Consider the following 20,876-nt stretch of genomic DNA (forward strand, 5'->3'; position numbering starts at 1 on the left):
CCCGCGTTGCAGCCTGGTTTCGGTGGCTGCGGCGCTCCCCGGTCTCCGCCATGTCCCTACTTCATCAAGCCCGCTTCTTCACGACCGTCAATCATCTGCGCGACCTGCCGCCCACGGCCGTGCCCGAGGTCGCCTTCGCGGGTCGCTCGAACGCGGGCAAGTCCAGCGCGCTGAACATCCTGTGCAATCAGAAGCGCCTGGCGTTCTCGAGCAAGACGCCGGGTCGCACGCAACACATCAACTATTTCGAGATCGCCCACCTGGAGCATCTTTACGGCTATCTCGTCGACCTGCCAGGCTACGGCTACGCCGAAGTGGGTGGCGGTGTGAAAGTGCACTGGCAACAACTGCTCGGCGACTATCTGGTGCAACGTCCTCAGTTGCGCGGCCTCGTGCTTGTCATGGACTCGCGCCGACCGTTTACCGACCTCGATTGCGAACTGATCGACTGGTTCCTTCCGACGGGGCGTCCCATCCACGCACTCCTGACCAAGGCCGACAAGCTCACGCGCCAGGAAGCGACGGTCGTGTTGCGCGATACGCAAAAGCGCTTCGCCGCCTTGCCGCGTACCGATGGCCTGCCGTCGGACGATCCCGATACGCCGCCACAGTTCACCGCACAACTGTTCTCGTCGCTCAAACGCACCGGCGTCGACGCCGCCCAACGCGTGCTTGAAGATTGGCTGGCCATTCCGGCGCGCGACGGCGCCAGGAAATAAGCCCGGCGGGCTCGCGCTCCGCCCCCGTCAGGTAGACGGCCCGGCATGCAGCCAGACGCGACAAATCGTCGCGGCTGGCCCAGGTGAGGCGTCGAGGTTTTGCGGGCAATTCGGCGGATGGGCAATCGGATTGCGCCCCCTCGGCCGAACGGATGAGGCAAACGCGCCTCGGTCGGCATGCCCGGCCGCCGGGGGTGTCGGCGTAACGAATCGCGCGCACATAAAAAAACCGCCGTGTAGGCACGGCGGGTTTAAATAAGCCTAATCGTAGAACGACAGGCGCCCGCTCAGGGAGGAGAAGCGGGGGACGCCACACGCAGTGCGGACATCCGGTTGGTATGATATACCATGCGTTCGAAAGTTTCCCGGCAGGCGCCTTTTTTTGCGCGCCTTCCCGCTTACGGAATCGTTGAGCCCGTCGCAACGACACTGCGTTGTCGAGGCACGTCGACACGAGCGATTTCCGCAAATTTTCGGCGCGCCATTCTTTCGTCCAAAGGACCGATCGCATGAGTTCCTACCCCTTGCTTCGCCCGCGCCGCATGCGACGCGATGACTTCTCGCGCCGCCTGATGCGCGAAAACCGCCTCACTTGCGACGACCTCATCTATCCGGTGTTCGTGCTCGACGGCGAGAACCGCCGCGAGGCGGTCGACTCCATGCCCGGTGTCGAACGCGTTTCGGTCGATGAGCTGCTGCGTGTGGCGGATACATGCGTAACGCTCGGCGTGCCGGTCATTTCGCTTTTCCCGAATGTCGAAGCCTCGCTCAAGACTCCCGACGGCATTGAGGCCACGAATCCCGATGGCCTGATCCCGCGCGCCGTGCGCGAACTCAAGCGACGCTTCCCGGACCTGGGCGTGCTGACCGACGTCGCGCTGGACCCATACACCAGCCACGGTCAGGACGGCGTGCTCGACGAAAACGGTTACGTGATCAACGACGTGACGACGGGCATCCTCGTCAAGCAGGCGCTCACCCAGGCCGAGGCCGGCGTGGACATCGTCGCACCGTCCGACATGATGGACGGACGCATCGGTGCCATTCGCGAAGCGCTCGAAGCCGGCGGGCACATTCACACGCGGATCATGGCCTATGCGGCGAAGTACGCCTCGGCCTTCTACGGCCCGTTCCGCGACGCCGTGGGTTCGGCATCGAACCTCGGCAAGGGCAACAAGATGACTTACCAGATGGATCCCGCCAACTCCGACGAAGCGCTGCGCGAGGTTGCGCTCGATATCGAGGAAGGCGCGGATATGGTGATGGTCAAACCGGGCATGCCCTATCTGGACATCGTCCGTCGCGTGAAAGACGAGTTCCGCTTCCCCACTTACGCCTATCAGGTAAGCGGCGAATACGCGATGCTCAAGGCCGCCGCACAGAACGGTTGGCTAGACCACGACAAGGTGATGATGGAGTCGTTGCTCGCGTTCAAGCGCGCCGGCGCCGACGGCATCCTGACATATTTCGCACTCGATGCCGCGCGCTTGATCCGCGCGCAGGCATAAGCCCGGGAGCGCGAGAAGCGATACGGAAACAGCCAACCCCGGGTGAGGGTTGGCCGTTTTCTTGCCTTTGGCTTGGTATGACCGCCCCGACCTGCTGCGGCCTGCCACGACCGGCTACGACCACCGCGACGTGTCGCAACCGGACGGCACACACCTGGCCGCGCTGCGTCTCAGACGGCAGGTCCGAACGCCTTGTCGAGGCTCTTCAGAAACTGATCGGCAGACTGCGCGCCGATCACGCGCGTTCCCTCGACCTCGCCACCCTTGCCGTCGAAGAAGATGATGCCCGGCGGTCCAAATAACCCGAAGCGCTTGAGCAGCGCCTGATCGTCGGCGCTATTGGCGGTCACGTCCGCCTGGATCAGTACCATGCGATCGAGCCGGGCCTTCACCCGCGGATCCGTGAAGACAAAGCGCTCCATCTCCTTGCAACTGATGCACCAGTCGGCGTAGAAGTCGAACATGACCGGACGCCCGGCAGCCGACACTACCTGATCCAGCTCGGCGACGCTACGCACGCGACGAAATTCGACGCCTTCCGGCAGCGGCGTCCCCGCGCTCCCGTTGCCGACGGCCGCGCTCGTGAACCCGGCGAGCGGCGTCAGCGGATCTCGAGCACCCGAGGCAGCGCCTACGAGTGCGACAGCCCCCAGCAGGGCAATCACCACGCCCAGCCCCTTGAGCACACGCCGCGCGGCACCAACGCCATCCGGCAGGCCATCGAAAACGCGCATGAACGTGGCGGCGACTAGCAGCAGGACACCCGCAGCGAGCAACAGCACCGGCGTTGGCAGCAGTGGGCGGACGATCCAGAGCGCGACGCCGAGCAACAGGAAGCCGAAGAAACGCTTCACCCCATCCATCCATGCGCCCGCGCGCGGCAGCAGCGCGCCGCCGCCGCCCGCCAGGATGACGAGTGGCAACCCCATGCCCAGCGACAGCGCGAAGAGCGTCGCACCACCGAACACGGCATCGCCTGTCTTTGCGATGAAGGCCAGCGCGGCGGCAAGCGGCGCCGTCACGCATGGACTCACGATGAGTCCGGACAGGACACCCATCATCGCTGCACCGATCCACTGCCCCGACTTCTGCCTGCGAGCGGCATCGTCGATACGCTCACGCAACGCCGTCGGCAACTGGATCTCGTACATCCCGAACATCGACAACGACAGGGCCACCATCAGCAGCGCGAACAGTGCCAGGACCCAGGGCGCCTGAAGGAATGCGATCAGCCCCTGCCCCAAGAGGCCGGCCGCTATGCCGATAACCGTATTGACCACTGCCATGCCAAGCACATAGCCAATGGCCAGACGCACGGCTTTACCGCGGCCCGCTTCCTGGCCAGCAACGATTGACAGGAGAATCGGCACCATCGGCAGCACGCAGGGCGTAAACGCCAGGCCCACGCCTAACAAAAAGAATATGCCGAGTGCCAGCGCGAAGCTCCCCCCGGAAAGGATGCGTTCGGCTTCGCTGTAGTCCTCACGGGCCGATAACCAACCGCCGGAGGTCGCTGCGGCCGGCGTTCGCGGCGCCGCGCTCGCGATCGACGAATTGTCCGACACCTGCGGATTCCCGCCGAGCAACGACTGCGATACCGGCCCCATCCTCGACGCACCGCTGCCGCCCGGACCAGTGGAGGCGTCCGCGCCGCCCTGCCCACCCGGAGTACCGCGAATGGCGGTACCCGAGATCGTCAATGGCTTGTCCATGGGTGGGTAACACAACCCCTTGTCAGCGCAACCCTGCATGGTGACGTTCAGCGTGAACGGTCCATTGGCCTGGCGCACCGGGATCCGAACGTCGATGGGCTCGTGATATACCTCCATGTCCTTGCCGAAGGTCTCGTCGTGCTTGACCTCTCCCTTCGGAAATTCAGGCGCGCCCAGCGTCACGCCAGGCGCGTCCGCGGCGAAGGCGAACCGCTCGCGGTATAGGTAATAGCCCTTCGCCACGTCGAAGCGCAGCACGATCACCCCGGGTTGCTCTGTCTTCGAGACCTTGAAGGCAACATCCGGATCGAGAAAGTCTTCGGCGGCATGGACGCGCCCGGCCAGCAATGTCAGCAGCAGCGCGAATATAAACACGCCGAACCGCCAGCCCGGCAGCGCTCGGCCATGCATCGACGCACGCGCACCTGTGGCGTCGCGCCGAGCACGACCGATCCCCGCTACGAACCCCGACAAAACCTCAGACATGCAACTCCCCCCGCGTCTCGCTCTCCACCCAACGCGCATATGCCGGCAATGCCGCGCTGGCGGGCCAGGCGACGATCTCGGGTACGTCGTAAGGGTGGTGTTCCTGAATGTACTGCTCGAGCGCACTGTAGCGCGCGGCAGTCGTTTTGATCATCAGTGGCACTTCCACACTTGTCTCGCGCTTGCCCTGCCAGCGATAGCTCGAATGCACCGGCGCCATTTGCTGCACGCAGGCGGCCAATCGTGCGGCAAGCATGCCATCGACGGCAGCTTCCGCGCTGGCCTCGTCGGGAAACGTTGTCATGACGATGAGTAGGGCATCCATGATGTGCGGTAGACAGCTCGAGCGTGAGGATTGTTCACTGTACACCGACGCCACGACGCGTGCGCAATCTCCCCCTTGTTTTCAGGCAGCGGACGATCCCGGCTTCGGACAACACCTCAAAGCAAAAAAGCCAGGTCGACGACCTGGCTTCTTATTACGGCTGACGGTCCTGAACGGACCGTTGCGGGAATCGCTTACTCAGCGACTTCCGGCGCTTCCGTGTCGACTTCCGGACGATCCAGCAGTTCGACGAAAGCCATCGGGGCATTGTCACCCACGCGGAAACCCATCTTCAGGATACGCAGGTAGCCGCCCGGACGGTTGGCGAAACGCGGGCCGAGTTCGTTGAACAGCTTCGTGACCATTTCACGATCGCGCAGGCGGTTGAACGCCAGACGACGGTTGGCAACCGTGTCCTTCTTACCGAGGGTGATGAGGGGCTCGACGACCTTACGCAGTTCCTTGGCCTTCGGCAGCGTGGTCTTGATCGCTTCGTGCTGCAGCAGCGAATTCGACATGTTACGCAGCATTGCCAGACGGTGGCTGCTGGTACGGTTCAGTTTACGCAGACCATGACGGTGACGCATTTCAACTTTCCTTTAAACAGAGTTTTCGACCTAGCTCTTCTATCGGTGACAATCACCGCGGGCCGGTACCTTCGCTATCGGCCGTATCGGAATCTCCCGACGCGCCGCACTTACGCAGCAACACGGCCGCCCGAGGGCGGCCATGTCGATACGACTTACTTCTCGAGACCGGCCGGCGGCCAGTTTTCGAGCTTCATGCCCAGCGTGAGACCACGCGAGGCCAGGACTTCCTTGATCTCGTTGAGCGATTTGCGACCCAGGTTCGGGGTCTTGAGCAATTCGTTCTCGGTACGCTGGATCAGGTCGCCGATGTAGTAGATGTTTTCGGCCTTCAGGCAGTTGGCCGAACGCACCGTCAGCTCGAGGTCATCCACCGGACGCAGCAGGATCGGATCGATCTGCGGCGCACGCGACGGCGCTTCGCTGGCGGCTTCCGTGCCTTCCAGCGCAGCGAACACCGACAGTTGGTCCACCAGAATGCGGGCCGATTGACGGATCGCCTCTTCCGGCGACACCACGCCGTTGGTCTCGATGTTCATCACGAGCTTGTCCAGGTCCGTGCGCTGTTCCACACGGGCCGATTCGACCGCATAGCTCACGCGCTTGACCGGCGAGAACGACGCATCGAGGACGATACGACCGATCACCTTGGCCGACTCGTCGCCATAACGGCGAACGTTACCCGGGACATAACCACGACCCTTCTCGATCTTGATCTGGACGTCGAGCTTGCCGCCCTTGGCCAGATGCGCGATCACGTGATCGGGGTTGATGAGTTCCACATCATGCGGCACTTCGATATCCGAAGCGCGCACCACACCTTCACCATCCTTGCGCAGCGTAACGGTGACTTCGTCACGGTTATGCAGCTTGAACACGACACCCTTGAGGTTCAGCAGGAAGTTGACGACATCTTCCTCGACACCATCCATGGTGGAATACTCGTGCACAACGCCGGCGATCGTCACTTCGGTCGGCGCGTAGCCCACCATCGACGACAACAGCACGCGGCGAAGCGCGTTGCCCAAGGTGTGGCCGTAGCCACGTTCGAACGGCTCCATCACGACTTTGGCGTGATGCTCGCCGACCGGCTCAACCGCAATGATCTTGGGCTTCAACAAACTGGTTTGCATAGGTTTCCTTTTCAATACCCTCGGCTCGTTACACCGATAAGGCTGATGGGTGACAACCTGCACGGAACGCAAAACGCGCCGTGAGGCGCGTCAGCATCATACGGATTAACGCGAATACAATTCGACGATCAGGCTTTCGTTGATGTCGCCCGCGATATCGCTACGTTCCGGCAGTGCCTTGAAAGTGCCTTCCATCTTCTTGGCGTCAACCGAAACCCAGATCGGGAAACCGACTTGCTCAGCCAGCGACAGTGCTTCTTGAATACGCACTTGCTTCTTGGCCTTTTCACGCACGGTGATCACATCACCGGCCTTGACCTTGATCGACGGGATGTTGGCAACAACACCATTCAGCACGATCGCCTTGTGGCCGACCAGCTGGCGCGCTTCGGCGCGCGTCGAGCCAAAGCCCATGCGGTACACGACGTTGTCCAGGCGCGACTCGAGCAATTGCAGCAGGTTTTCACCCGTGTTGCCCTTGACGCGGTCGGCTTCCGCGAAATAACGACGGAACTGACGCTCAAGCACGCCGTAGATACGCTTGACCTTCTGCTTTTCGCGCAGTTGGTTGCCGTAATCCGACGTACGAGCACCCGAGGTGCGGCCATGCTGACCCGGCTTGCTATCCAGCTTGCACTTGTCGGCGAGCGAGCGACGTGCGCTCTTCAGGAAGAGGTCAGTACCTTCACGGCGGGAGAGTTTGGCCTTCGGGCCGATATAACGTGCCACGGTTGTTCCTTTATCTCAAAATCTGACGCAGTGGACTTTGCCCACTACGCAAGTCCGGTACCAATGTACCGGACGGTGGTCTTAGAAATTACTACGCGCACGGCCTTGACCGTGCGCGAACCCGCGATTATAGCAGGATTTTCTGAAGCGTCTTAGATACGACGACGCTTCGGCGGGCGGCAGCCGTTGTGCGGGACCGGCGTCACGTCCGAGATGGCCGTGATCTTGATACCCAGCGCATTCAGCGCACGAACCGCCGATTCGCGACCCGGGCCCGGGCCCTTGATGCGAACTTCGAGGTTCTTCACACCGTATTCCAACGCCACGCGGCCAGCCGACTCGGCAGCAACCTGGGCGGCGAACGGGGTCGACTTGCGCGAACCCTTGAAGCCCTGGCCACCCGACGTCGCCCATGCCAGCGCATTGCCCTGACGATCGGTGATCGTGATGATGGTGTTGTTGAACGAAGCGTGGACGTGCACGACGCCTTCGGCAACGCTCTTCTTGACCTTCTTGCGAACGCGCTGCGAAGCGGCGTTGTTCTGTTGCTTAGCCATGAGTTCCTATCCTCTGGTTACTTCTTCAGCGAGACGCCGGCCTTACGCGGGCCCTTGCGGGTACGCGCGTTGGTACGGGTGCGCTGACCGCGAAGCGGCAAGCCCTTGCGGTGACGCATACCACGATAGCAGCCCAGGTCCATCAGGCGCTTGATGCTCATGGTCACTTCACGGCGCAGGTCGCCTTCGACCGTCAGTTGGCCGACTTGGTCACGCAGCTTTTCGAGATCGGCGTCGTCGAGGTCCTTGACCTTCTTCGAGTAAGCCACGCCGGCGGCGTCGCAAATCTGGCGAGCGCGCGTACGGCCGATACCGTAAATAGCCGTCAGGCCGATTGCGGTGTGCTGGTGGTTCGGGATGTTAACCCCTGCGATACGAGCCATTCGTAATTCCCCAACTAAATAGCGTTAAAGGCCGATTAGCCCTGACGTTGCTTGTGACGCGGATCCGAACTGCAGATCACACGCAGCACGCCTTTGCGCTTCACAAACTTGCAATTGCGGCAGATGCACTTAACAGATGCCAAAACTTTCATGACAATTCCCTCTCTCTAATCACTTCGCCCGGAAGACGATCCGCGCACGCGACAGATCGTAGGGCGTCAACTCTACCGTCACCTTATCCCCGGGCAGGATGCGGATGTAATGCATCCGCATCTTGCCGGAAATATGTCCGAGTACTACATGGCCATTTTCCAGCTTTACCCGGAAGGTGGCATTGGGGAGGTTTTCAAGTACCTCACCCTGCATTTGAATAACGTCGTCTTTCGACATGATCCCGGATCAGCGAAGCGTCATGTTATTGCCGCCCTTGAAATTCGCCTTGCGGAGCAGCGACTCATACTGTTGCGACATCACATACGACTGCACTTGCGCCATGAAGTCCATCGTCACCACCACGATAATCAGCAGTGAAGTTCCACCGAAGTAGAACGGGACGTTCCAACGCAACACCAGAAACTCAGGCAGCAAACACACCAGGGTGACGTATGCCGCACCGGCCAGCGTAAGGCGCGTGAGGATCTTGTCGATATACCGCGCCGTCTGATCGCCCGGACGAATACCCGGAACGAACGCACCGCTCTTCTTCAGGTTATCCGCGGTCTCCTTGCTGTTGAACACCAGAGCGGTGTAGAAGAAGCAGAAGAACACGATCGCCAGTGCGTAGAGCATCACGTAGATCGGCTGACCCGGCGACAACTTTGCCGCGATGTCCTTGAGCCAGCGCGCGTTGTCACCCGCACCGAACCAATTCGCGATCGTTGCCGGGAACAGGATGATCGACGACGCGAAAATCGGCGGAATCACGCCTGCCATGTTCAGCTTGAGAGGCAGGTGGGAAGCCTGACCACCGTACACCTTGTTGCCGACCTGACGCTTGGCGTAGTTCACAAGGATCTTGCGCTGACCACGTTCGACGAACACGACGAAGAACGTCACGAGCACCACGAGGGCACAGATCACGATCGCCGAGAACGGGCCGATCGAACCGGTGCTGACGAGCTCGAACAAGCCACCCACTGCGTTCGGCAAACCGGCCGCGATACCACCGAAGATGATGATCGAGATACCGTTACCGAGCCCGCGTTCGGTGATTTGCTCACCCAGCCACATCAGGAACATCGTGCCGGTCACGAGCGTGATCACCGTCGTCAGGCGGAACAGCATGCCCGGATCGACGACGAGCCCCGGCTCGCTTTCCAACGTCACCGCGATCGCCGCTGCCTGGAAGAGCGCGAGCACCACCGTAAAATACCGGGTGTACTGCGTGATCTTGCGTTGTCCGGCCTGGCCTTCCTTACGCAAAGCTTCCAACTGTGGCGAAACCATCGCCAACAGCTGCATGATGATCGACGCCGAGATGTACGGCATGATCCCGAGCGCGAAGATCGTGAAACGCGACAACGCACCGCCCGAGAACATGTTGAACATGCCCAGGATCCCGCCCGACTGGCGCTGGAACAACTGCGCCAGCTGATCGGGGTCGATGCCCGGCACCGGGATATGCGCACCAATACGGTAGACAATCAGCGCCAGCAGCAGGAAAACCAGCCGCCGACGCAGATCCGCATACTTCGGGCCCTGAGTACCAGGCTTAGCGAGATTAGGAGACTTGGCCAATGCTGGCTCCGGGGTGTCCTAACTTACTCTGCGACCGAACCGCCGGCCGCTTGAATGGCGGTGAGCGCACCCTTGGTGACGCCCAGACCCTTCACAACGACCTTGCGGGTGATCTCGCCCGAGGCGATGATCTTGGCCGACAGCGACAGCTCGCTCACCAGACCGGCCTGCTTCAGAACCAGCAGATCGATTTCGTCGACCGGCAGGTTGTTCAGGTCCGACAGGCGAACTTCGCCCACGAAACGACGCGTCAGCGACTTGAAGCCACGCTTCGGCAGACGACGTTGCAGCGGCATTTGACCGCCTTCGAAGCCCACCTTGTGGAAGCCGCCCGAACGCGACTTCTGACCCTTGTGACCACGGCCGGCGGTTTTACCCAGACCCGAACCGATGCCACGGCCAACGCGGCGCTTGGCGTGCTTGGCGCCTTCTGCCGGCTTAATCGAATTCAATTCCATGTTGCCCTCGCTCAGTCGACGATCTTCACAAGGTACGAGACCTTGTTGATCATGCCCCGCACAGCGGGCGTATCCTGCAACTCGCTGACCGAATTGAGGCGACGCAGGCCCAGACCCTTCACGGTCGCGCGATGGTCTTCGCGCGTGCCGATCAGGCTCTTGACCAGCTTAACTTTCACAGTTTGCTGCGACATATTGATCACCCTTAGCCGAGGATCTCTTCCACCGACTTGCCACGCTTGGCGGCGATGTCAGCAGGAGTCGATTGTTTCTTCAGGCCGTCGAGCGTGGCGCGGACCAGGTTGTACGGGTTCGTCGAGCCAAGGCTCTTCGTCACCACGTTGGTCACGCCCATCACCTCGAACACCGCGCGCATCGGGCCACCGGCGATCACGCCGGTACCGTCCTTCGCCGGCGACATCAGGACGCGCGAGGCGCCATGCTGGCCGAGAACGTTGTGTTGCAGGGTGCCGTTCTTCAGGGGCACCTTGAACATGTTGCGGCGGGCTTGTTCCATTGCCTTTTGAACGGCAACCGGGACTTCCTTCGCCTTGCCCTTGCCCATGCCGATGCGGCCATCGCCGTCACCAACCACGGTCAACGCGGCAAAACCGAGAATACGGCCACCCTTCACAACCTTCGTGACACGGTTGACCGCGATCATCTTCTCGCGAAGGCCGTCGTCGCGTTCGTCAGCCTGAACTTTCGCTTGCATCTTTGCCATGACGGATCCTTACTTAGAACTTGAGGCCGGCTTCACGGGCAGCGTCGGCCAGAGCCTTGACGCGACCGTGATAGCGGAAGCCCGAGCGGTCGAAAGCCACGCTTTCGATGCCGGCAGCCTTCGCCTTCTCGGCGATACGACGGCCGATCAGCGCGGCAGCAGCAGCGTTGCCACCCTTGCCTTCCTTGTCGCCCAGTTCCTTGCGCACTTCGGCTTCCAGCGTCGAAGCGCTGGCCAGCACTTGCGTGCCGTCTTCCGAAAAAACTTGCGCGTAAATGTGCACGTTGGTGCGATGCACGGAAAGGCGATGCACCTTCTGAGCTGCCAGCTTGATACGAGTCTGGCGAGCGCGGCGCACACGAGATTGTTTCTTGTCCATGTTTCGCACCCTTACTTCTTCTTGGTTTCCTTGAGGATCACCACCTCGTCCGCATAGCGGACGCCCTTGCCCTTGTAGGGCTCGGGCGGACGGTAACCGCGAACTTCCGCAGCCACTTGTCCGATGCGTTGCTTGTCAACGCCCTTGATGATGATCTCCGTCTGCGTCGGGGTCTCTGCCTTCACGCCTTCCGGCATGGCATGCACGACATCGTGCGAGAAACCCAGCTCGAGCTTCAGGTTGTTACCTTCAGCCTTGGCACGGTAACCCACGCCAACGAGTTGCAGCTTCTTTTCGAAACCCTTGCTAACACCGGTCACCATATTGTTGACCAGTGCACGTTCGGTACCATACAGCGCATTCGCTTCGCGGCTTTCGTCGGCCGGGGCGAAGGTGATGGTGCCGTCTTCGATCTTGACGTTCACGAGGGCGTTCACGCCGCGGGTCAGCGAACCCAGGGCACCCTTGACCGTCAGCACATTGCCAGCCAGCGTTGCTTCAACGCCCTTCGGCAGCGCAATGGGACTCTTACCTACTCGAGACATTTCAACTCTCCTCGGTTAGGCGACGTAGCAGATGACTTCGCCGCCCACGCCGGTGGCGCGTGCCTTGCGATCGGTCATCACGCCCTTCGGGGTCGAGACGATTGCAACGCCGAGGCCGTTCATGACCTGCGGAATGTCGTTGCGGCTCTTGTACACACGCAAGCCCGGACGCGACACGCGCTCAAGGCGCTCGATCACGGGACGGCCAGCGTAGTACTTCAGTGCAATGTTCAGCACCGGCTTGGTTTCTTCTGCTTCAACCGCGAAGTCTTCGATGTAGCCTTCGTCCTTGAGGACCTTGGCGATCGAGACCTTCAGCTTGGACGAGGGCATCTTCACCGATGCCTTCTCAACCATCTGAGCGTTGCGGATGCGAGTCAGCATATCGGCGATAGGATCGCTCATGCTCATGGTGCTTCTCCTATTACCAGCTTGCTTTGGTCACGCCCGGGATTTCGCCGCGGAAGGCGATTTCACGGATCTTGTTACGGGCCAGGCCGAATTTGCGGAAGGTACCGCGCGGACGGCCGGTCAGATCGCAACGATTGCGTTGACGGGTCGGGTTGGCGTTACGCGGCAGCTGTTGCAGCGCCAGGCGTGCTTCATAACGCTCGTCTTCCGACTTGCTGGTGTCTTCGATGATCGCTTTGAGGGCAGCACGCTTGTCAGCGTACTTCGCTGCCAGACGGGCGCGCTTCTTTTCGCGTTCGATAAGTGCCAGTTTAGCCACGATTACCTCAGTTACGGAACGGGAATTTGAACGCCGACAGAAGAGCCTTGGCTTCTTCGTCAGTCTTCGCGGTCGTGGTGATGCTGATGTTCAGACCACGCAGCGCGTCGATTTTGTCGTACTCGATTTCGGGGAAAATGATCTGCTCTTTCACACCGATGTTGTAGTTGCCACGACCATCGAACGCACGGCCCGAGATACCACGGAAGTCACGCACGCGCGGCAGGGCCACGGTGATGAAACGATCCAGGAATTCGAACATACGCTCACCGCGCAGCGTCACCATCGTACCGATCGGGTAACCCTCGCGGATCTTGAAACCGGCGATAGCCTTGCGAGCCTTCGTCACCACCGGCTTCTGGCCGGCGATCTTCGTCAGGTCGCCAACGGCGTGCTCAATGATCTTCTTGTCAGCGACGGCTTGACCAAGGCCCATGTTCAGGGTGATCTTGGTGATGCGCGGCACTTCCATGACAGACTTGTAACCGAACTGCTTCGTCAGCTCGGCGACAATCTTGTCTTTATAGAATTCTTGCAAACGGGCCATTATCTATACTCCCTGCGACTTAGGCACCGACGACCGCGCCGGTCGTCTTGAGGAAGCGGACCTTCTTGCCGTCTTCGACCTTGATGCCCACGCGCGACGGCTTGCCATTGGCATCCACCAGCGCCACGTTCGAAACGTGGATCGGCATCGTCTTGTCGACCACGCCACCTTGCGTGCCCTTCATCGGGTTCGGCTTGACGTGCTTCTTGGCAACGTTCACGCCTTCGACGACCAACTTGTCGCCTTCAACGGCCAGGACCGTGCCACGCTTGGCCTTGTCCTTACCCGTCAGCACGATGACCTGGTCACCCTTGCGAATCTTGTTCATGTGTCGGCTCCTTACAGCACTTCCGGGGCCAGCGACACGATCTTCATGAAGCGTTCGGTACGCAGTTCACGCGTAACCGGCCCGAAGATACGGGTGCCGATCGGCTCGAGCTTGGTGTTGAGCAGCACGGCGGCGTTGCCGTCGAATTTGACCAGCGAGCCGTCCTGGCGACGCACGCCCTTGGCGGTGCGCACGACCACTGCGTTGTAGATTTCGCCCTTCTTGACGCGACCACGCGGGGCAGCATCCTTCACGCTGACCTTGATGATGTCGCCAATGCCGGCGTAGCGACGCTTGGAGCCGCCCAGCACCTTGATGCACATCACTTCGCGCGCACCGGTGTTGTCGGCTACTTCGAGCCGGGTTTCAGTTTGAATCATGGTGTTATCTTCCCAACTTAATCCGACACATACATGTCGGTCAGTCTTGGTCCCCGTCAGCACCAAAGGGTGCCGTTTGGGTTGAGTCGTTCAAAAGTGGACAACTTTGCTACCTCAACCAGACTCGCAGAGGATACGAATCGGCCTCGGAAGCCATCCACTTCCTTGCGAAACCAAAGACCGGTTTTGGCGAAAGAAGCGGAAAGTCCGGAATTATACAATGATAATTCCGGACTTGCAAGTCAAGCCTTCGCTTCAGCGTGCCTTAGATGATGCGGGCAGCTTCCACGAGACGGGAAACCGTCCAGGCCTTGGTCTTCGACAGCGGGCGGGATTCCTGAATCTCGACCGTATCGCCTTCCTTGTACTGGTTGGTCTCGTCGTGCGCGTGGTACTTCTTCGAACGCACGATGTACTTGCCGTAGAGCGGGTGCTTCATTTGACGCTCGACCAGCACGGTAACCGTCTTGTCCATCTTGTCGCTGACAACCTTACCCACCAGGGTACGCTTCAGCGAGGTCTTAGCGGTATCGTTCATTTCTGGCTCGCCTTCTCAGTCAACACGGTACGCACACGCGCGATGTCCTTGCGCACCTTCTTCAGCTGGCTGGTGTTGCTCAGCTGTTGGGTGCCCGCTTGCATGCGAAGACCGAATTGGGCCTTCAACAGATCCGACAGTTCCTTGTTCAGGCCGTCGACATCCTTGGCACGAAGTTCGGATGCTTTCATTTCAAATTCTCCCTTCAGGCGCCAAGGCGACGCACGAAGAACGTCGTCTGAATCGGCAGCTTGGCTGCAGCCAGGCGGAACGCCTCGCGCGCCAGCGCTTCATCCACACCGTCCATTTCGTACAGCATCTTGCCCGGTTGAATCTCGGCGACGTAGTACTCCGGGTTACCCTTACCGTTACCCATACGCACTTCTGCCGGCTTTTGCGAGATCGGCTTGTCCGGGAAGATACGGATCCAGATACGGCCACCGCGCTTGATGTGGCGAGTCATGGCGCGACGCGCGGCTTCGATTTGACGAGCCGTCAGACGACCACGACCGACCGCCTTCAGGCCGAATTCGCCGAACGACACTTCGTTGCCACGGGTGGCGACGCCAGTGTTACGGCCCTTCTGCTCTTTGCGATACTTTCTGCGTTTCGGTTGCAGCATGATTATTCTCCAGTCTTGGCGTCGCCTTCAGGCTTGCCAGCCGGGCGGCGTGCACCACCGCGCTTCGCGCCGGCCTTGTCGCCAGCATCGTCACGACGGGGGCGGCGGTCGCCCGGACGCGCGTTGCGGCGCGGACGCTTTTCTTCCGCCGGCTCTTCAGCCACCGGAGCGTCGTTGCGGCCCAGCGTGTCACCCTTGTACACCCACACCTTGATACCGATGATGCCGTAGGTCGTCTTCGCTTCCGAGGTTGCGTAGTCGATGTCGGCGCGCAGGGTGTGCAGGGGCACACGGCCTTCGCGGTACCACTCGGTACGGGCGATTTCGATACCGTTCAGACGGCCGGCGCTCATGATCTTGATGCCCTGGGCACCCAGACGCATCGCGTTCTGCATCGCGCGCTTCATTGCGCGACGGAACATGATACGGCGCTCGAGCTGCTGAGCGATCGAATCGGCGATCAGCTGCGCATCGGTTTCCGGCTTGCGGATTTCCTCGATGTTCACGTGCACGGGCACGCCCATGCGCTTTTGCAGCTCAGCCTTGAGGATTTCGATGTCCTCGCCCTTCTTGCCGATCACAACGCCCGGACGCGAGCTGAAAATCGTGATGCGGGCATTCTTGGCCGGACGCTCGATGACCACGCGGCCGACCGAAGCGTTCTTCAGCTTCTTCTTCAGATATTCGCGAACGCCGATGTCTTCCTTCAGCATTTGCGCGAAATTCTGGTTGTTGGCGTACCAACGCGAAGCCCAGTTACGGCTGACAGCCAGACGGAAGCCAGTCGGATGAATTTTCTGTCCCATCGTGACCCCTTAGTTGCCCAGCGTCACAGTGATGTGACAGGTTTGCTTCTCGATGCGGTTACCACGGCCCTTGGCGCGCGCGGTGAAACGCTTGAGCGAGGTCGCCTTGTCGACGTAAATGCCCTTGACGCGCAGTTCGTCGATGTCAGCACCTTCGTTGTGCTCGGCGTTGGCGATTGCCGACTCGAGCACCTTCTTGATGATGACCGCGGCCTTCTTCGGCGAGAAGGTCAGGACATTGAGCGCACGCTCCAGCGGCAGGCCGCGGATCTGGTCAGCGACCAGACGCGTCTTCTGCGCCGAGATACGGGCACCGCGATGAATTGCTTTCACTTCCATGATCGGCCCCTTATTTCTTCGCCTTCTTGTCGGCCGCATGGCCCTTGAAGGTACGGGTGAGCGCGAACTCACCCAGCTTGTGGCCGACCATGTTTTCCGTCACGTACACCGGCACGTGTTGACGGCCGTTGTGCACAGCGATCGTCAGGCCGATGAAATCGGGCAGGACGGTCGAACGACGCGACCAGGTCTTGATCGGCTTCTTGTCACGCGATGCAGCTGCCGCTTCCACTTTCTTCAGCAGATGAGCGTCGCAAAACGGACCTTTTTTAACAGAACGAGTCATTTGCTAGCTCCAATTAACGCTTCTTGCCGCGACGCTGAACGATCATGCTGTCGGTGCGCTTGGTCGAGCGGGTACGCTTACCCTTGGTATGCTGACCCCACGGGCTGACCGGATGACGACCAGCAGCCGTACGACCTTCACCACCACCGTGCGGGTGATCCACCGGGTTCATCGCCACACCGCGAACGGTCGGGCGAATACCGCGCCAACGCTTCGCACCGGCCTTGCCCAGTTGGCGCAGGCTGTGCTCTTCGTTACCGACTTCACCGATGGTGGCGCGGCACTCGATGTGCACGCGACGGACTTCACCCGAACGCAGACGCACTTGAGCGTACGTGCCTTCGCGAGCCAGCAGCATTGCGGACGTACCGGCAGCGCGCGCGATCTGCGCACCCTTACCCGGTTGCAGCTCGATGCCGTGAATCGTCGTACCGACCGGAATGTTGCGGATCGGCAGCGTGTTGCCAGCCTTGATCGGCGCTTCCGAGCCGCTCACCACTTGCTGGCCGACGGTCATGCCCTTCGGTGCAAGGATGTAACGACGCTCGCCATCGGCGTAGCACAGCAGGGCGATGTTCGCGCTGCGGTTCGGATCGTATTCCAGGCGCTCGACCTTCGCCGTGATGCCGTCCTTGTTGCGACGGAAATCGACGATACGGTAGTGCTGCTTGTGACCGCCACCCATGTGACGGGTGGTGATGTGACCGTTGTTGTTACGGCCAGCGGTCTTGCTCTTGGTATCCAGCAGCGGGGCGAACGGCTTGCCCTTGTGCAGATCCTTGTTGACGACCTTGACCAGCGAACGGCGGCCCGGCGACGTCGGTTTCGTTTTGACGAGTGCCATGATTACTTGGCCTCCGCTTCAAAATTGATTTCCTGACCCGGCTTCAGGCTGACGTAGGCCTTCTTCTCGTGGTCGCGACGACCCATGAAGCGGCCAAAGCGCTTTTGCTTGCCCTTGCGGTTCAGGATCTGCACCGACTCGACTTCAACCTTGAAGAGAAGCTCAACCGCAGCCTTCACTTCTTGCTTGTTCGCGTCGCGTGCAACTTGGAACACCACTTGTTCGTTCTTGTCAGCCACCAGCGTCGCCTTTTCGGAGATCACCGGCGCGAGCAGGACCTGGTACAGACGATGGTCGTTTTTACGCACGTCGCTCATGACAGCATCTCCTCAATCTTGGCGATCGCGCCCTTCGTCAGCAGCACCTTCTTGAAGTAGATGAGCGACAGGGGGTCGGCGAAACGCGGCTCGGTGACGGCAACGTGAGCCAGATTGCGCGAGGCCAGGAACAGGTTCTCGTCCACGCTATCCGTGATCAGCAGCACCGACTCAAGACCCATGGCCTTGATCTTTTCAGCGAGCAGTTTGGTCTTCGGAGCATCCAGCTTGATGTCCTCGACGACCGACAGACGACCTTCACGGGCGAGCTGCGACAGAATCGAGCACACACCGGCGCGGTACATCTTCTTGTTGACCTTGTGGGTGAAGTTCTCTTCCGGCGAATTCGGGAAGATACGGCCACCGCCGCGCCACAGCGGGCTCGACGACATACCGGCACGAGCACGGCCCGTACCCTTCTGACGCCACGGCTTCTTCGTCGTGTGCTTGACCTGTTCACGGTCTTTCTGCGCACGATTGCCGCTACGGGCGTTGGCTTGGTAAGCCACCACGACCTGATGGATCAGCGCTTCGTTGTAGTCACGGCCGAACACGACGTCCGACGCGTTGACAGCAGCGCCTTCCTGACCTTGCTCATTCAGGAGCTTCAGTTCCATTGTTACGCTCCCTTCGCGAGTTTGGCCTTGACAGCCGAGGTCACGAAAACCTTGCCTTCGTTGGCACCAGGAATGGCACCCTTAACGAAGATCAGGCCACGTTCAGCGTCAATACGCGCGATCACGAGATTCTGCACCGTGGTCGTGACGTCACCCAGGTGACCCGTCATGCGCTTACCCGGGAACACACGACCCGGATCCTGCGCCATACCGATCGAACCCGGAACGTTGTGCGAACGCGAGTTACCGTGCGATGCGCGGCCCGAACCGAAGTTGTAACGCTTGATGGTACCGGCGTAGCCCTTACCGATCGACACGCCTTGCACGTCGACCTTCTGGCCCACCTGGAACAGATCGGTGTTCACAACGTCGCCCACCTTCAGCTCTGCAGCTTTGGCGGCGTCAACGCGGAACTCTTTGAGGATTTCACCGGCTTCGACACCCGCTTTCGCGAAGTGGCCAGCGGCGGCTTTGGTCACGCGCGTGGCGCGACGCTTACCGAAAGTGACTTGAACGGCGGTGTAGCCGTCCGTTTCATCCGTCTTGATTTGCGTCACACGGTTGTTAGACACATCGATCACGGTAACGGGGATCGAATCACCGTCTTCCGTGAAAATACGCGTCATGCCAACCTTGCGACCGGCAAGGCCAAGGCTCATGATTTTCTCCATTCCCGACTGCGATTGGCCGGGGCTAAATGACAAAAGGATGGTCCACGGACGTGGGCCATCTTTTCAAAACTACACTTGAGCCCGCCATTATAGACGAGCCTTTATCGCTTGACAAGTGTTGCTAAATCGCATAACAAAAGCCCCGCCGGTTCAGCATTGGCGGGGCTTTCAAGAGCAAAGTCGCTCGCAAGCCTTACTGCAGCTTGATTTCGACGTCGACACCAGCCGGCAGGTCGAGCTTCATCAGCGCGTCGACCGTCTTGTCGGTCGGATCGACGATGTCCATCAGGCGCTGGTGCGTGCGGATCTCGAGCTGGTCGCGCGACGTCTTGTTGACGTGCGGCGAACGCAGGATGTCGAAACGCTCGATGCGCGTCGGCAGGGGCACCGGGCCCTTGACGATGGCGCCGGTGCGCTTGGCGGTCTCAACGATTTCGGCGGCCGACTGGTCGATCAGGCGGTAGTCGAAAGCCTTCAGGCGAATGCGGATCTTCTGGTTCTGCATGGAAATTCTCCAAAGAGCGTGGCAGCCCTCGTTCGGGTGCCGGGTACATCACAAAGAGCAAACAGACTTTCCTGAAACGGGCGCCGGCGAACCGGCACCCGTCTCATCGAATCCGCGAATTAGTCGAGGATCTTGGCAACCACGCCGGCGCCGACGGTACGGCCACCTTCGCGGATTGCGAAACGCAGACCTTCGTCCATGGCGATCGGGGCGATCAGCTTGACTTCGATCGACACGTTGTCGCCCGGCATGACCATTTCCTTGTCGGCCGGCAGAACGATCGAGCCCGTCACGTCCGTGGTACGGAAGTAGAACTGCGGACGGTAGTTGTTGAAGAACGGGGTGTGACGACCACCTTCATCCTTCGACAGAACGTATACTTCGCCCGTGAAGTGCATGTGCGGCTTGATCGAGCCCGGCTTGGCCAGCACCTGACCGCGCTGCACGTCTTCACGCTTCGTGCCGCGCAGCAGGATACCGACGTTGTCGCCAGCCTGACCCTGGTCGAGCAGCTTGCGGAACATTTCCACGCCCGTGCAGGTCGTCTTGTCGATTTGCGGCTTGCCGCCATCCATCTTGATACCGACGATTTCGATTTCTTCGCCGACCTTGATGATGCCCGACTCGACGCGACCGGTCACAACCGTACCGCGACCCGAGATCGAGAACACGTCTTCCACCGGCATCAGGAACGGCTTGTCGATGGCGCGCTCCGGCGTCGGGATGTACGTATCGAGGGCGTCGGCCAGGTTCATGATGGCCACTTCGCCGAGTTCGCCCTTGTCGCCTTCCAGCGCGAGCTTGGCCGAACCCTTGATGATCGGCAGATCGTCGCCCGGGAAGTCGTACTTCGACAGGAGTTCGCGAACTTCCATTTCGACCAGCTCGAGCAGCTCGGCGTCGTCGACCATGTCGCACTTGTTCAGGAACACGATGATGTACGGCACGCCGACCTGACGGGCCAGCAGGATGTGCTCGCGCGTTTGCGGCATCGGGCCGTCGGCAGCCGAGCAAACCAGGATAGCGCCGTCCATCTGGGCAGCACCGGTAATCATGTTCTTGACGTAGTCGGCGTGGCCCGGGCAGTCAACGTGTGCGTAGTGGCGGTTAGCCGTTTCGTACTCGATGTGCGCGGTGTTGATGGTAATACCGCGTGCCTTTTCTTCCGGCGCCGCGTCGATTTCGTCGTACTTCTTGGCTTCGCCGCCGAACTTCGACGACAGAACCGTTGCGATAGCGGCCGTCAGGGTGGTCTTGCCGTGGTCAACGTGACCGATGGTGCCAACGTTCACGTGCGGCTTGGTCCGCTCGAATTTTTCCTTTGCCATTTCCGAATCCTCAGATACTGAATAGACGATTTAAAC

Annotated in this window: 34 protein-coding genes; 2 read left to right on the forward strand and 32 right to left on the reverse strand. The window is 60.4% G+C overall.

All coding sequences use genetic code 11. The features are described 5' to 3' along the window. The first annotated feature begins 50 nt into the window (after window positions 1–50). Window positions 51–719: a ribosome biogenesis GTP-binding protein YihA/YsxC gene (gene yihA / locus PMO31116_RS18470; RefSeq protein ID WP_023593842.1), complete on the forward strand. Its 669-nt coding sequence runs from the start codon at window positions 51–53 to the stop codon at window positions 717–719. Window positions 720–1,228: 509 nt separating this feature from the next. Beyond that, window positions 1,229–2,227, forward strand: coding sequence for a porphobilinogen synthase (gene hemB / locus PMO31116_RS18475; protein WP_150567993.1), 999 nt, complete (start codon window positions 1,229–1,231; stop codon window positions 2,225–2,227). 170 nt (window positions 2,228–2,397) lie between these two features. On the opposite strand, the gene dsbD is transcribed toward hemB, so the two are convergent. The 32 genes from dsbD to tuf all read right to left on the reverse strand — a co-directional run bounded on the left by dsbD (window position 2,398) and on the right by tuf (window position 20,840). Then, window positions 2,398–4,425 carry a protein-disulfide reductase DsbD gene (gene dsbD / locus PMO31116_RS18480; protein WP_246185372.1) on the reverse strand — a complete coding sequence of 676 codons (2,028 nt, stop codon included), beginning with the start codon at window positions 4,423–4,425 and terminating at the stop codon, window positions 2,398–2,400. Continuing rightward, window positions 4,418–4,750: a divalent-cation tolerance protein CutA gene (gene cutA / locus PMO31116_RS18485; RefSeq protein ID WP_150567994.1), complete on the reverse strand. Its 333-nt coding sequence runs from the start codon at window positions 4,748–4,750 to the stop codon at window positions 4,418–4,420. The genes dsbD and cutA overlap by 8 nt, the downstream gene beginning before the upstream one ends. 194 nt (window positions 4,751–4,944) lie before the next feature. Beyond that, window positions 4,945–5,337, reverse strand: a complete 393-nt coding sequence (rplQ, locus tag PMO31116_RS18490; protein ID WP_023593838.1) for a 50S ribosomal protein L17 — start codon at window positions 5,335–5,337, stop codon at window positions 4,945–4,947. A gap of 155 nt (window positions 5,338–5,492) precedes the next feature. Beyond that, a complete protein-coding gene (locus tag PMO31116_RS18495; protein WP_023593837.1) occupies window positions 5,493–6,470 on the reverse strand; it encodes a DNA-directed RNA polymerase subunit alpha in 978 nt (325 codons plus the stop codon). A gap of 105 nt (window positions 6,471–6,575) precedes the next feature. Then, on the reverse strand, window positions 6,576–7,199 hold the full coding sequence (gene rpsD, locus PMO31116_RS18500) for a 30S ribosomal protein S4 (protein WP_023593836.1): 624 nt from the start codon (window positions 7,197–7,199) through the stop codon (window positions 6,576–6,578). Between the two features lie 152 nt (window positions 7,200–7,351). Further along, window positions 7,352–7,756, reverse strand: coding sequence for a 30S ribosomal protein S11 (gene rpsK / locus PMO31116_RS18505; RefSeq protein ID WP_010804113.1), 405 nt, complete (start codon window positions 7,754–7,756; stop codon window positions 7,352–7,354). Between the two features lie 17 nt (window positions 7,757–7,773). Beyond that, on the reverse strand, window positions 7,774–8,139 hold the full coding sequence (gene rpsM / locus PMO31116_RS18510; RefSeq protein ID WP_023593835.1) for a 30S ribosomal protein S13: 366 nt from the start codon (window positions 8,137–8,139) through the stop codon (window positions 7,774–7,776). 35 nt (window positions 8,140–8,174) lie between these two features. Continuing rightward, window positions 8,175–8,291 (reverse strand): 50S ribosomal protein L36, encoded by a 117-nt coding sequence (gene rpmJ / locus PMO31116_RS18515; protein WP_010804115.1) that lies wholly within the window; start codon window positions 8,289–8,291, stop codon window positions 8,175–8,177. Window positions 8,292–8,310: 19 nt separating this feature from the next. After that, window positions 8,311–8,529, reverse strand: coding sequence for a translation initiation factor IF-1 (infA, locus tag PMO31116_RS18520; RefSeq protein ID WP_010804116.1), 219 nt, complete (start codon window positions 8,527–8,529; stop codon window positions 8,311–8,313). Window positions 8,530–8,538: 9 nt separating this feature from the next. Beyond that, entirely contained in the window at window positions 8,539–9,876 is a 1,338-nt protein-coding gene (gene secY / locus PMO31116_RS18525) for a preprotein translocase subunit SecY (protein ID WP_023593834.1), read from the reverse strand. 23 nt (window positions 9,877–9,899) lie between these two features. Beyond that, the gene (gene rplO, locus PMO31116_RS18530; protein WP_023593833.1) at window positions 9,900–10,334 is read right to left on the reverse strand and encodes a 50S ribosomal protein L15; all 435 of its coding nucleotides are present in this window, start codon (window positions 10,332–10,334) and stop codon (window positions 9,900–9,902) included. A gap of 11 nt (window positions 10,335–10,345) precedes the next feature. Beyond that, window positions 10,346–10,528 carry a 50S ribosomal protein L30 gene (gene rpmD, locus PMO31116_RS18535; RefSeq protein ID WP_023593832.1) on the reverse strand — a complete coding sequence of 61 codons (183 nt, stop codon included), beginning with the start codon at window positions 10,526–10,528 and terminating at the stop codon, window positions 10,346–10,348. A gap of 11 nt (window positions 10,529–10,539) precedes the next feature. After that, entirely contained in the window at window positions 10,540–11,058 is a 519-nt protein-coding gene (gene rpsE, locus PMO31116_RS18540; RefSeq protein ID WP_010804120.1) for a 30S ribosomal protein S5, read from the reverse strand. Window positions 11,059–11,071: 13 nt separating this feature from the next. Further along, window positions 11,072–11,437 (reverse strand): 50S ribosomal protein L18, encoded by a 366-nt coding sequence (gene rplR / locus PMO31116_RS18545; protein ID WP_010804121.1) that lies wholly within the window; start codon window positions 11,435–11,437, stop codon window positions 11,072–11,074. Between the two features lie 11 nt (window positions 11,438–11,448). Continuing rightward, entirely contained in the window at window positions 11,449–11,982 is a 534-nt protein-coding gene (gene rplF / locus PMO31116_RS18550; protein ID WP_023593831.1) for a 50S ribosomal protein L6, read from the reverse strand. Between the two features lie 15 nt (window positions 11,983–11,997). Then, a complete protein-coding gene (gene rpsH / locus PMO31116_RS18555) occupies window positions 11,998–12,393 on the reverse strand; it encodes a 30S ribosomal protein S8 (protein ID WP_010804123.1) in 396 nt (131 codons plus the stop codon). A 13-nt stretch (window positions 12,394–12,406) separates the two neighbouring features. Next, window positions 12,407–12,712 carry a 30S ribosomal protein S14 gene (gene rpsN / locus PMO31116_RS18560; protein ID WP_023593830.1) on the reverse strand — a complete coding sequence of 102 codons (306 nt, stop codon included), beginning with the start codon at window positions 12,710–12,712 and terminating at the stop codon, window positions 12,407–12,409. A gap of 7 nt (window positions 12,713–12,719) precedes the next feature. Beyond that, complete coding sequence (rplE, locus tag PMO31116_RS18565) at window positions 12,720–13,259, reverse strand: 50S ribosomal protein L5 (protein WP_023593829.1); 540 nt, start codon at window positions 13,257–13,259, stop codon at window positions 12,720–12,722. Between the two features lie 19 nt (window positions 13,260–13,278). Beyond that, the gene (rplX, locus tag PMO31116_RS18570; RefSeq protein ID WP_150567995.1) at window positions 13,279–13,587 is read right to left on the reverse strand and encodes a 50S ribosomal protein L24; all 309 of its coding nucleotides are present in this window, start codon (window positions 13,585–13,587) and stop codon (window positions 13,279–13,281) included. A gap of 11 nt (window positions 13,588–13,598) precedes the next feature. Further along, window positions 13,599–13,967, reverse strand: a complete 369-nt coding sequence (gene rplN, locus PMO31116_RS18575) for a 50S ribosomal protein L14 (protein ID WP_010804127.1) — start codon at window positions 13,965–13,967, stop codon at window positions 13,599–13,601. 265 nt (window positions 13,968–14,232) lie between these two features. Next, window positions 14,233–14,505, reverse strand: a complete 273-nt coding sequence (rpsQ, locus tag PMO31116_RS18580) for a 30S ribosomal protein S17 (protein WP_010804128.1) — start codon at window positions 14,503–14,505, stop codon at window positions 14,233–14,235. Continuing rightward, window positions 14,502–14,696: a 50S ribosomal protein L29 gene (gene rpmC, locus PMO31116_RS18585; RefSeq protein WP_010804129.1), complete on the reverse strand. Its 195-nt coding sequence runs from the start codon at window positions 14,694–14,696 to the stop codon at window positions 14,502–14,504. Before rpmC ends, rpsQ begins: the two co-directional genes overlap by 4 nt. 14 nt (window positions 14,697–14,710) lie before the next feature. After that, window positions 14,711–15,127, reverse strand: coding sequence for a 50S ribosomal protein L16 (gene rplP / locus PMO31116_RS18590; RefSeq protein ID WP_010804130.1), 417 nt, complete (start codon window positions 15,125–15,127; stop codon window positions 14,711–14,713). A gap of 2 nt (window positions 15,128–15,129) precedes the next feature. Then, a complete protein-coding gene (gene rpsC, locus PMO31116_RS18595) occupies window positions 15,130–15,933 on the reverse strand; it encodes a 30S ribosomal protein S3 (RefSeq protein ID WP_023593827.1) in 804 nt (267 codons plus the stop codon). 9 nt (window positions 15,934–15,942) lie between these two features. Further along, a complete protein-coding gene (gene rplV, locus PMO31116_RS18600) occupies window positions 15,943–16,272 on the reverse strand; it encodes a 50S ribosomal protein L22 (RefSeq protein WP_023593826.1) in 330 nt (109 codons plus the stop codon). A gap of 10 nt (window positions 16,273–16,282) precedes the next feature. After that, a complete protein-coding gene (gene rpsS / locus PMO31116_RS18605; protein ID WP_010804133.1) occupies window positions 16,283–16,558 on the reverse strand; it encodes a 30S ribosomal protein S19 in 276 nt (91 codons plus the stop codon). 13 nt (window positions 16,559–16,571) lie between these two features. Next, window positions 16,572–17,402: a 50S ribosomal protein L2 gene (rplB, locus tag PMO31116_RS18610; protein WP_023593825.1), complete on the reverse strand. Its 831-nt coding sequence runs from the start codon at window positions 17,400–17,402 to the stop codon at window positions 16,572–16,574. A 2-nt stretch (window positions 17,403–17,404) separates the two neighbouring features. Further along, window positions 17,405–17,719, reverse strand: coding sequence for a 50S ribosomal protein L23 (rplW, locus tag PMO31116_RS18615; RefSeq protein WP_010804135.1), 315 nt, complete (start codon window positions 17,717–17,719; stop codon window positions 17,405–17,407). After that, window positions 17,716–18,336 carry a 50S ribosomal protein L4 gene (gene rplD / locus PMO31116_RS18620; protein WP_010804136.1) on the reverse strand — a complete coding sequence of 207 codons (621 nt, stop codon included), beginning with the start codon at window positions 18,334–18,336 and terminating at the stop codon, window positions 17,716–17,718. Before rplD ends, rplW begins: the two co-directional genes overlap by 4 nt. A gap of 2 nt (window positions 18,337–18,338) precedes the next feature. After that, the gene (gene rplC / locus PMO31116_RS18625) at window positions 18,339–18,995 is read right to left on the reverse strand and encodes a 50S ribosomal protein L3 (protein WP_150567996.1); all 657 of its coding nucleotides are present in this window, start codon (window positions 18,993–18,995) and stop codon (window positions 18,339–18,341) included. 205 nt (window positions 18,996–19,200) lie between these two features. After that, on the reverse strand, window positions 19,201–19,512 hold the full coding sequence (gene rpsJ, locus PMO31116_RS18630; protein WP_010804138.1) for a 30S ribosomal protein S10: 312 nt from the start codon (window positions 19,510–19,512) through the stop codon (window positions 19,201–19,203). A gap of 119 nt (window positions 19,513–19,631) precedes the next feature. Next, a complete protein-coding gene (gene tuf, locus PMO31116_RS18635; RefSeq protein WP_141572600.1) occupies window positions 19,632–20,840 on the reverse strand; it encodes an elongation factor Tu in 1,209 nt (402 codons plus the stop codon). Window positions 20,841–20,876: the final 36 nt, after the last annotated feature.

Origin of the sequence: Pandoraea morbifera (assembly GCF_902459575.1) — a bacterium.
In the GTDB taxonomy this organism is placed as follows: domain Bacteria; phylum Pseudomonadota; class Gammaproteobacteria; order Burkholderiales; family Burkholderiaceae; genus Pandoraea; species Pandoraea morbifera.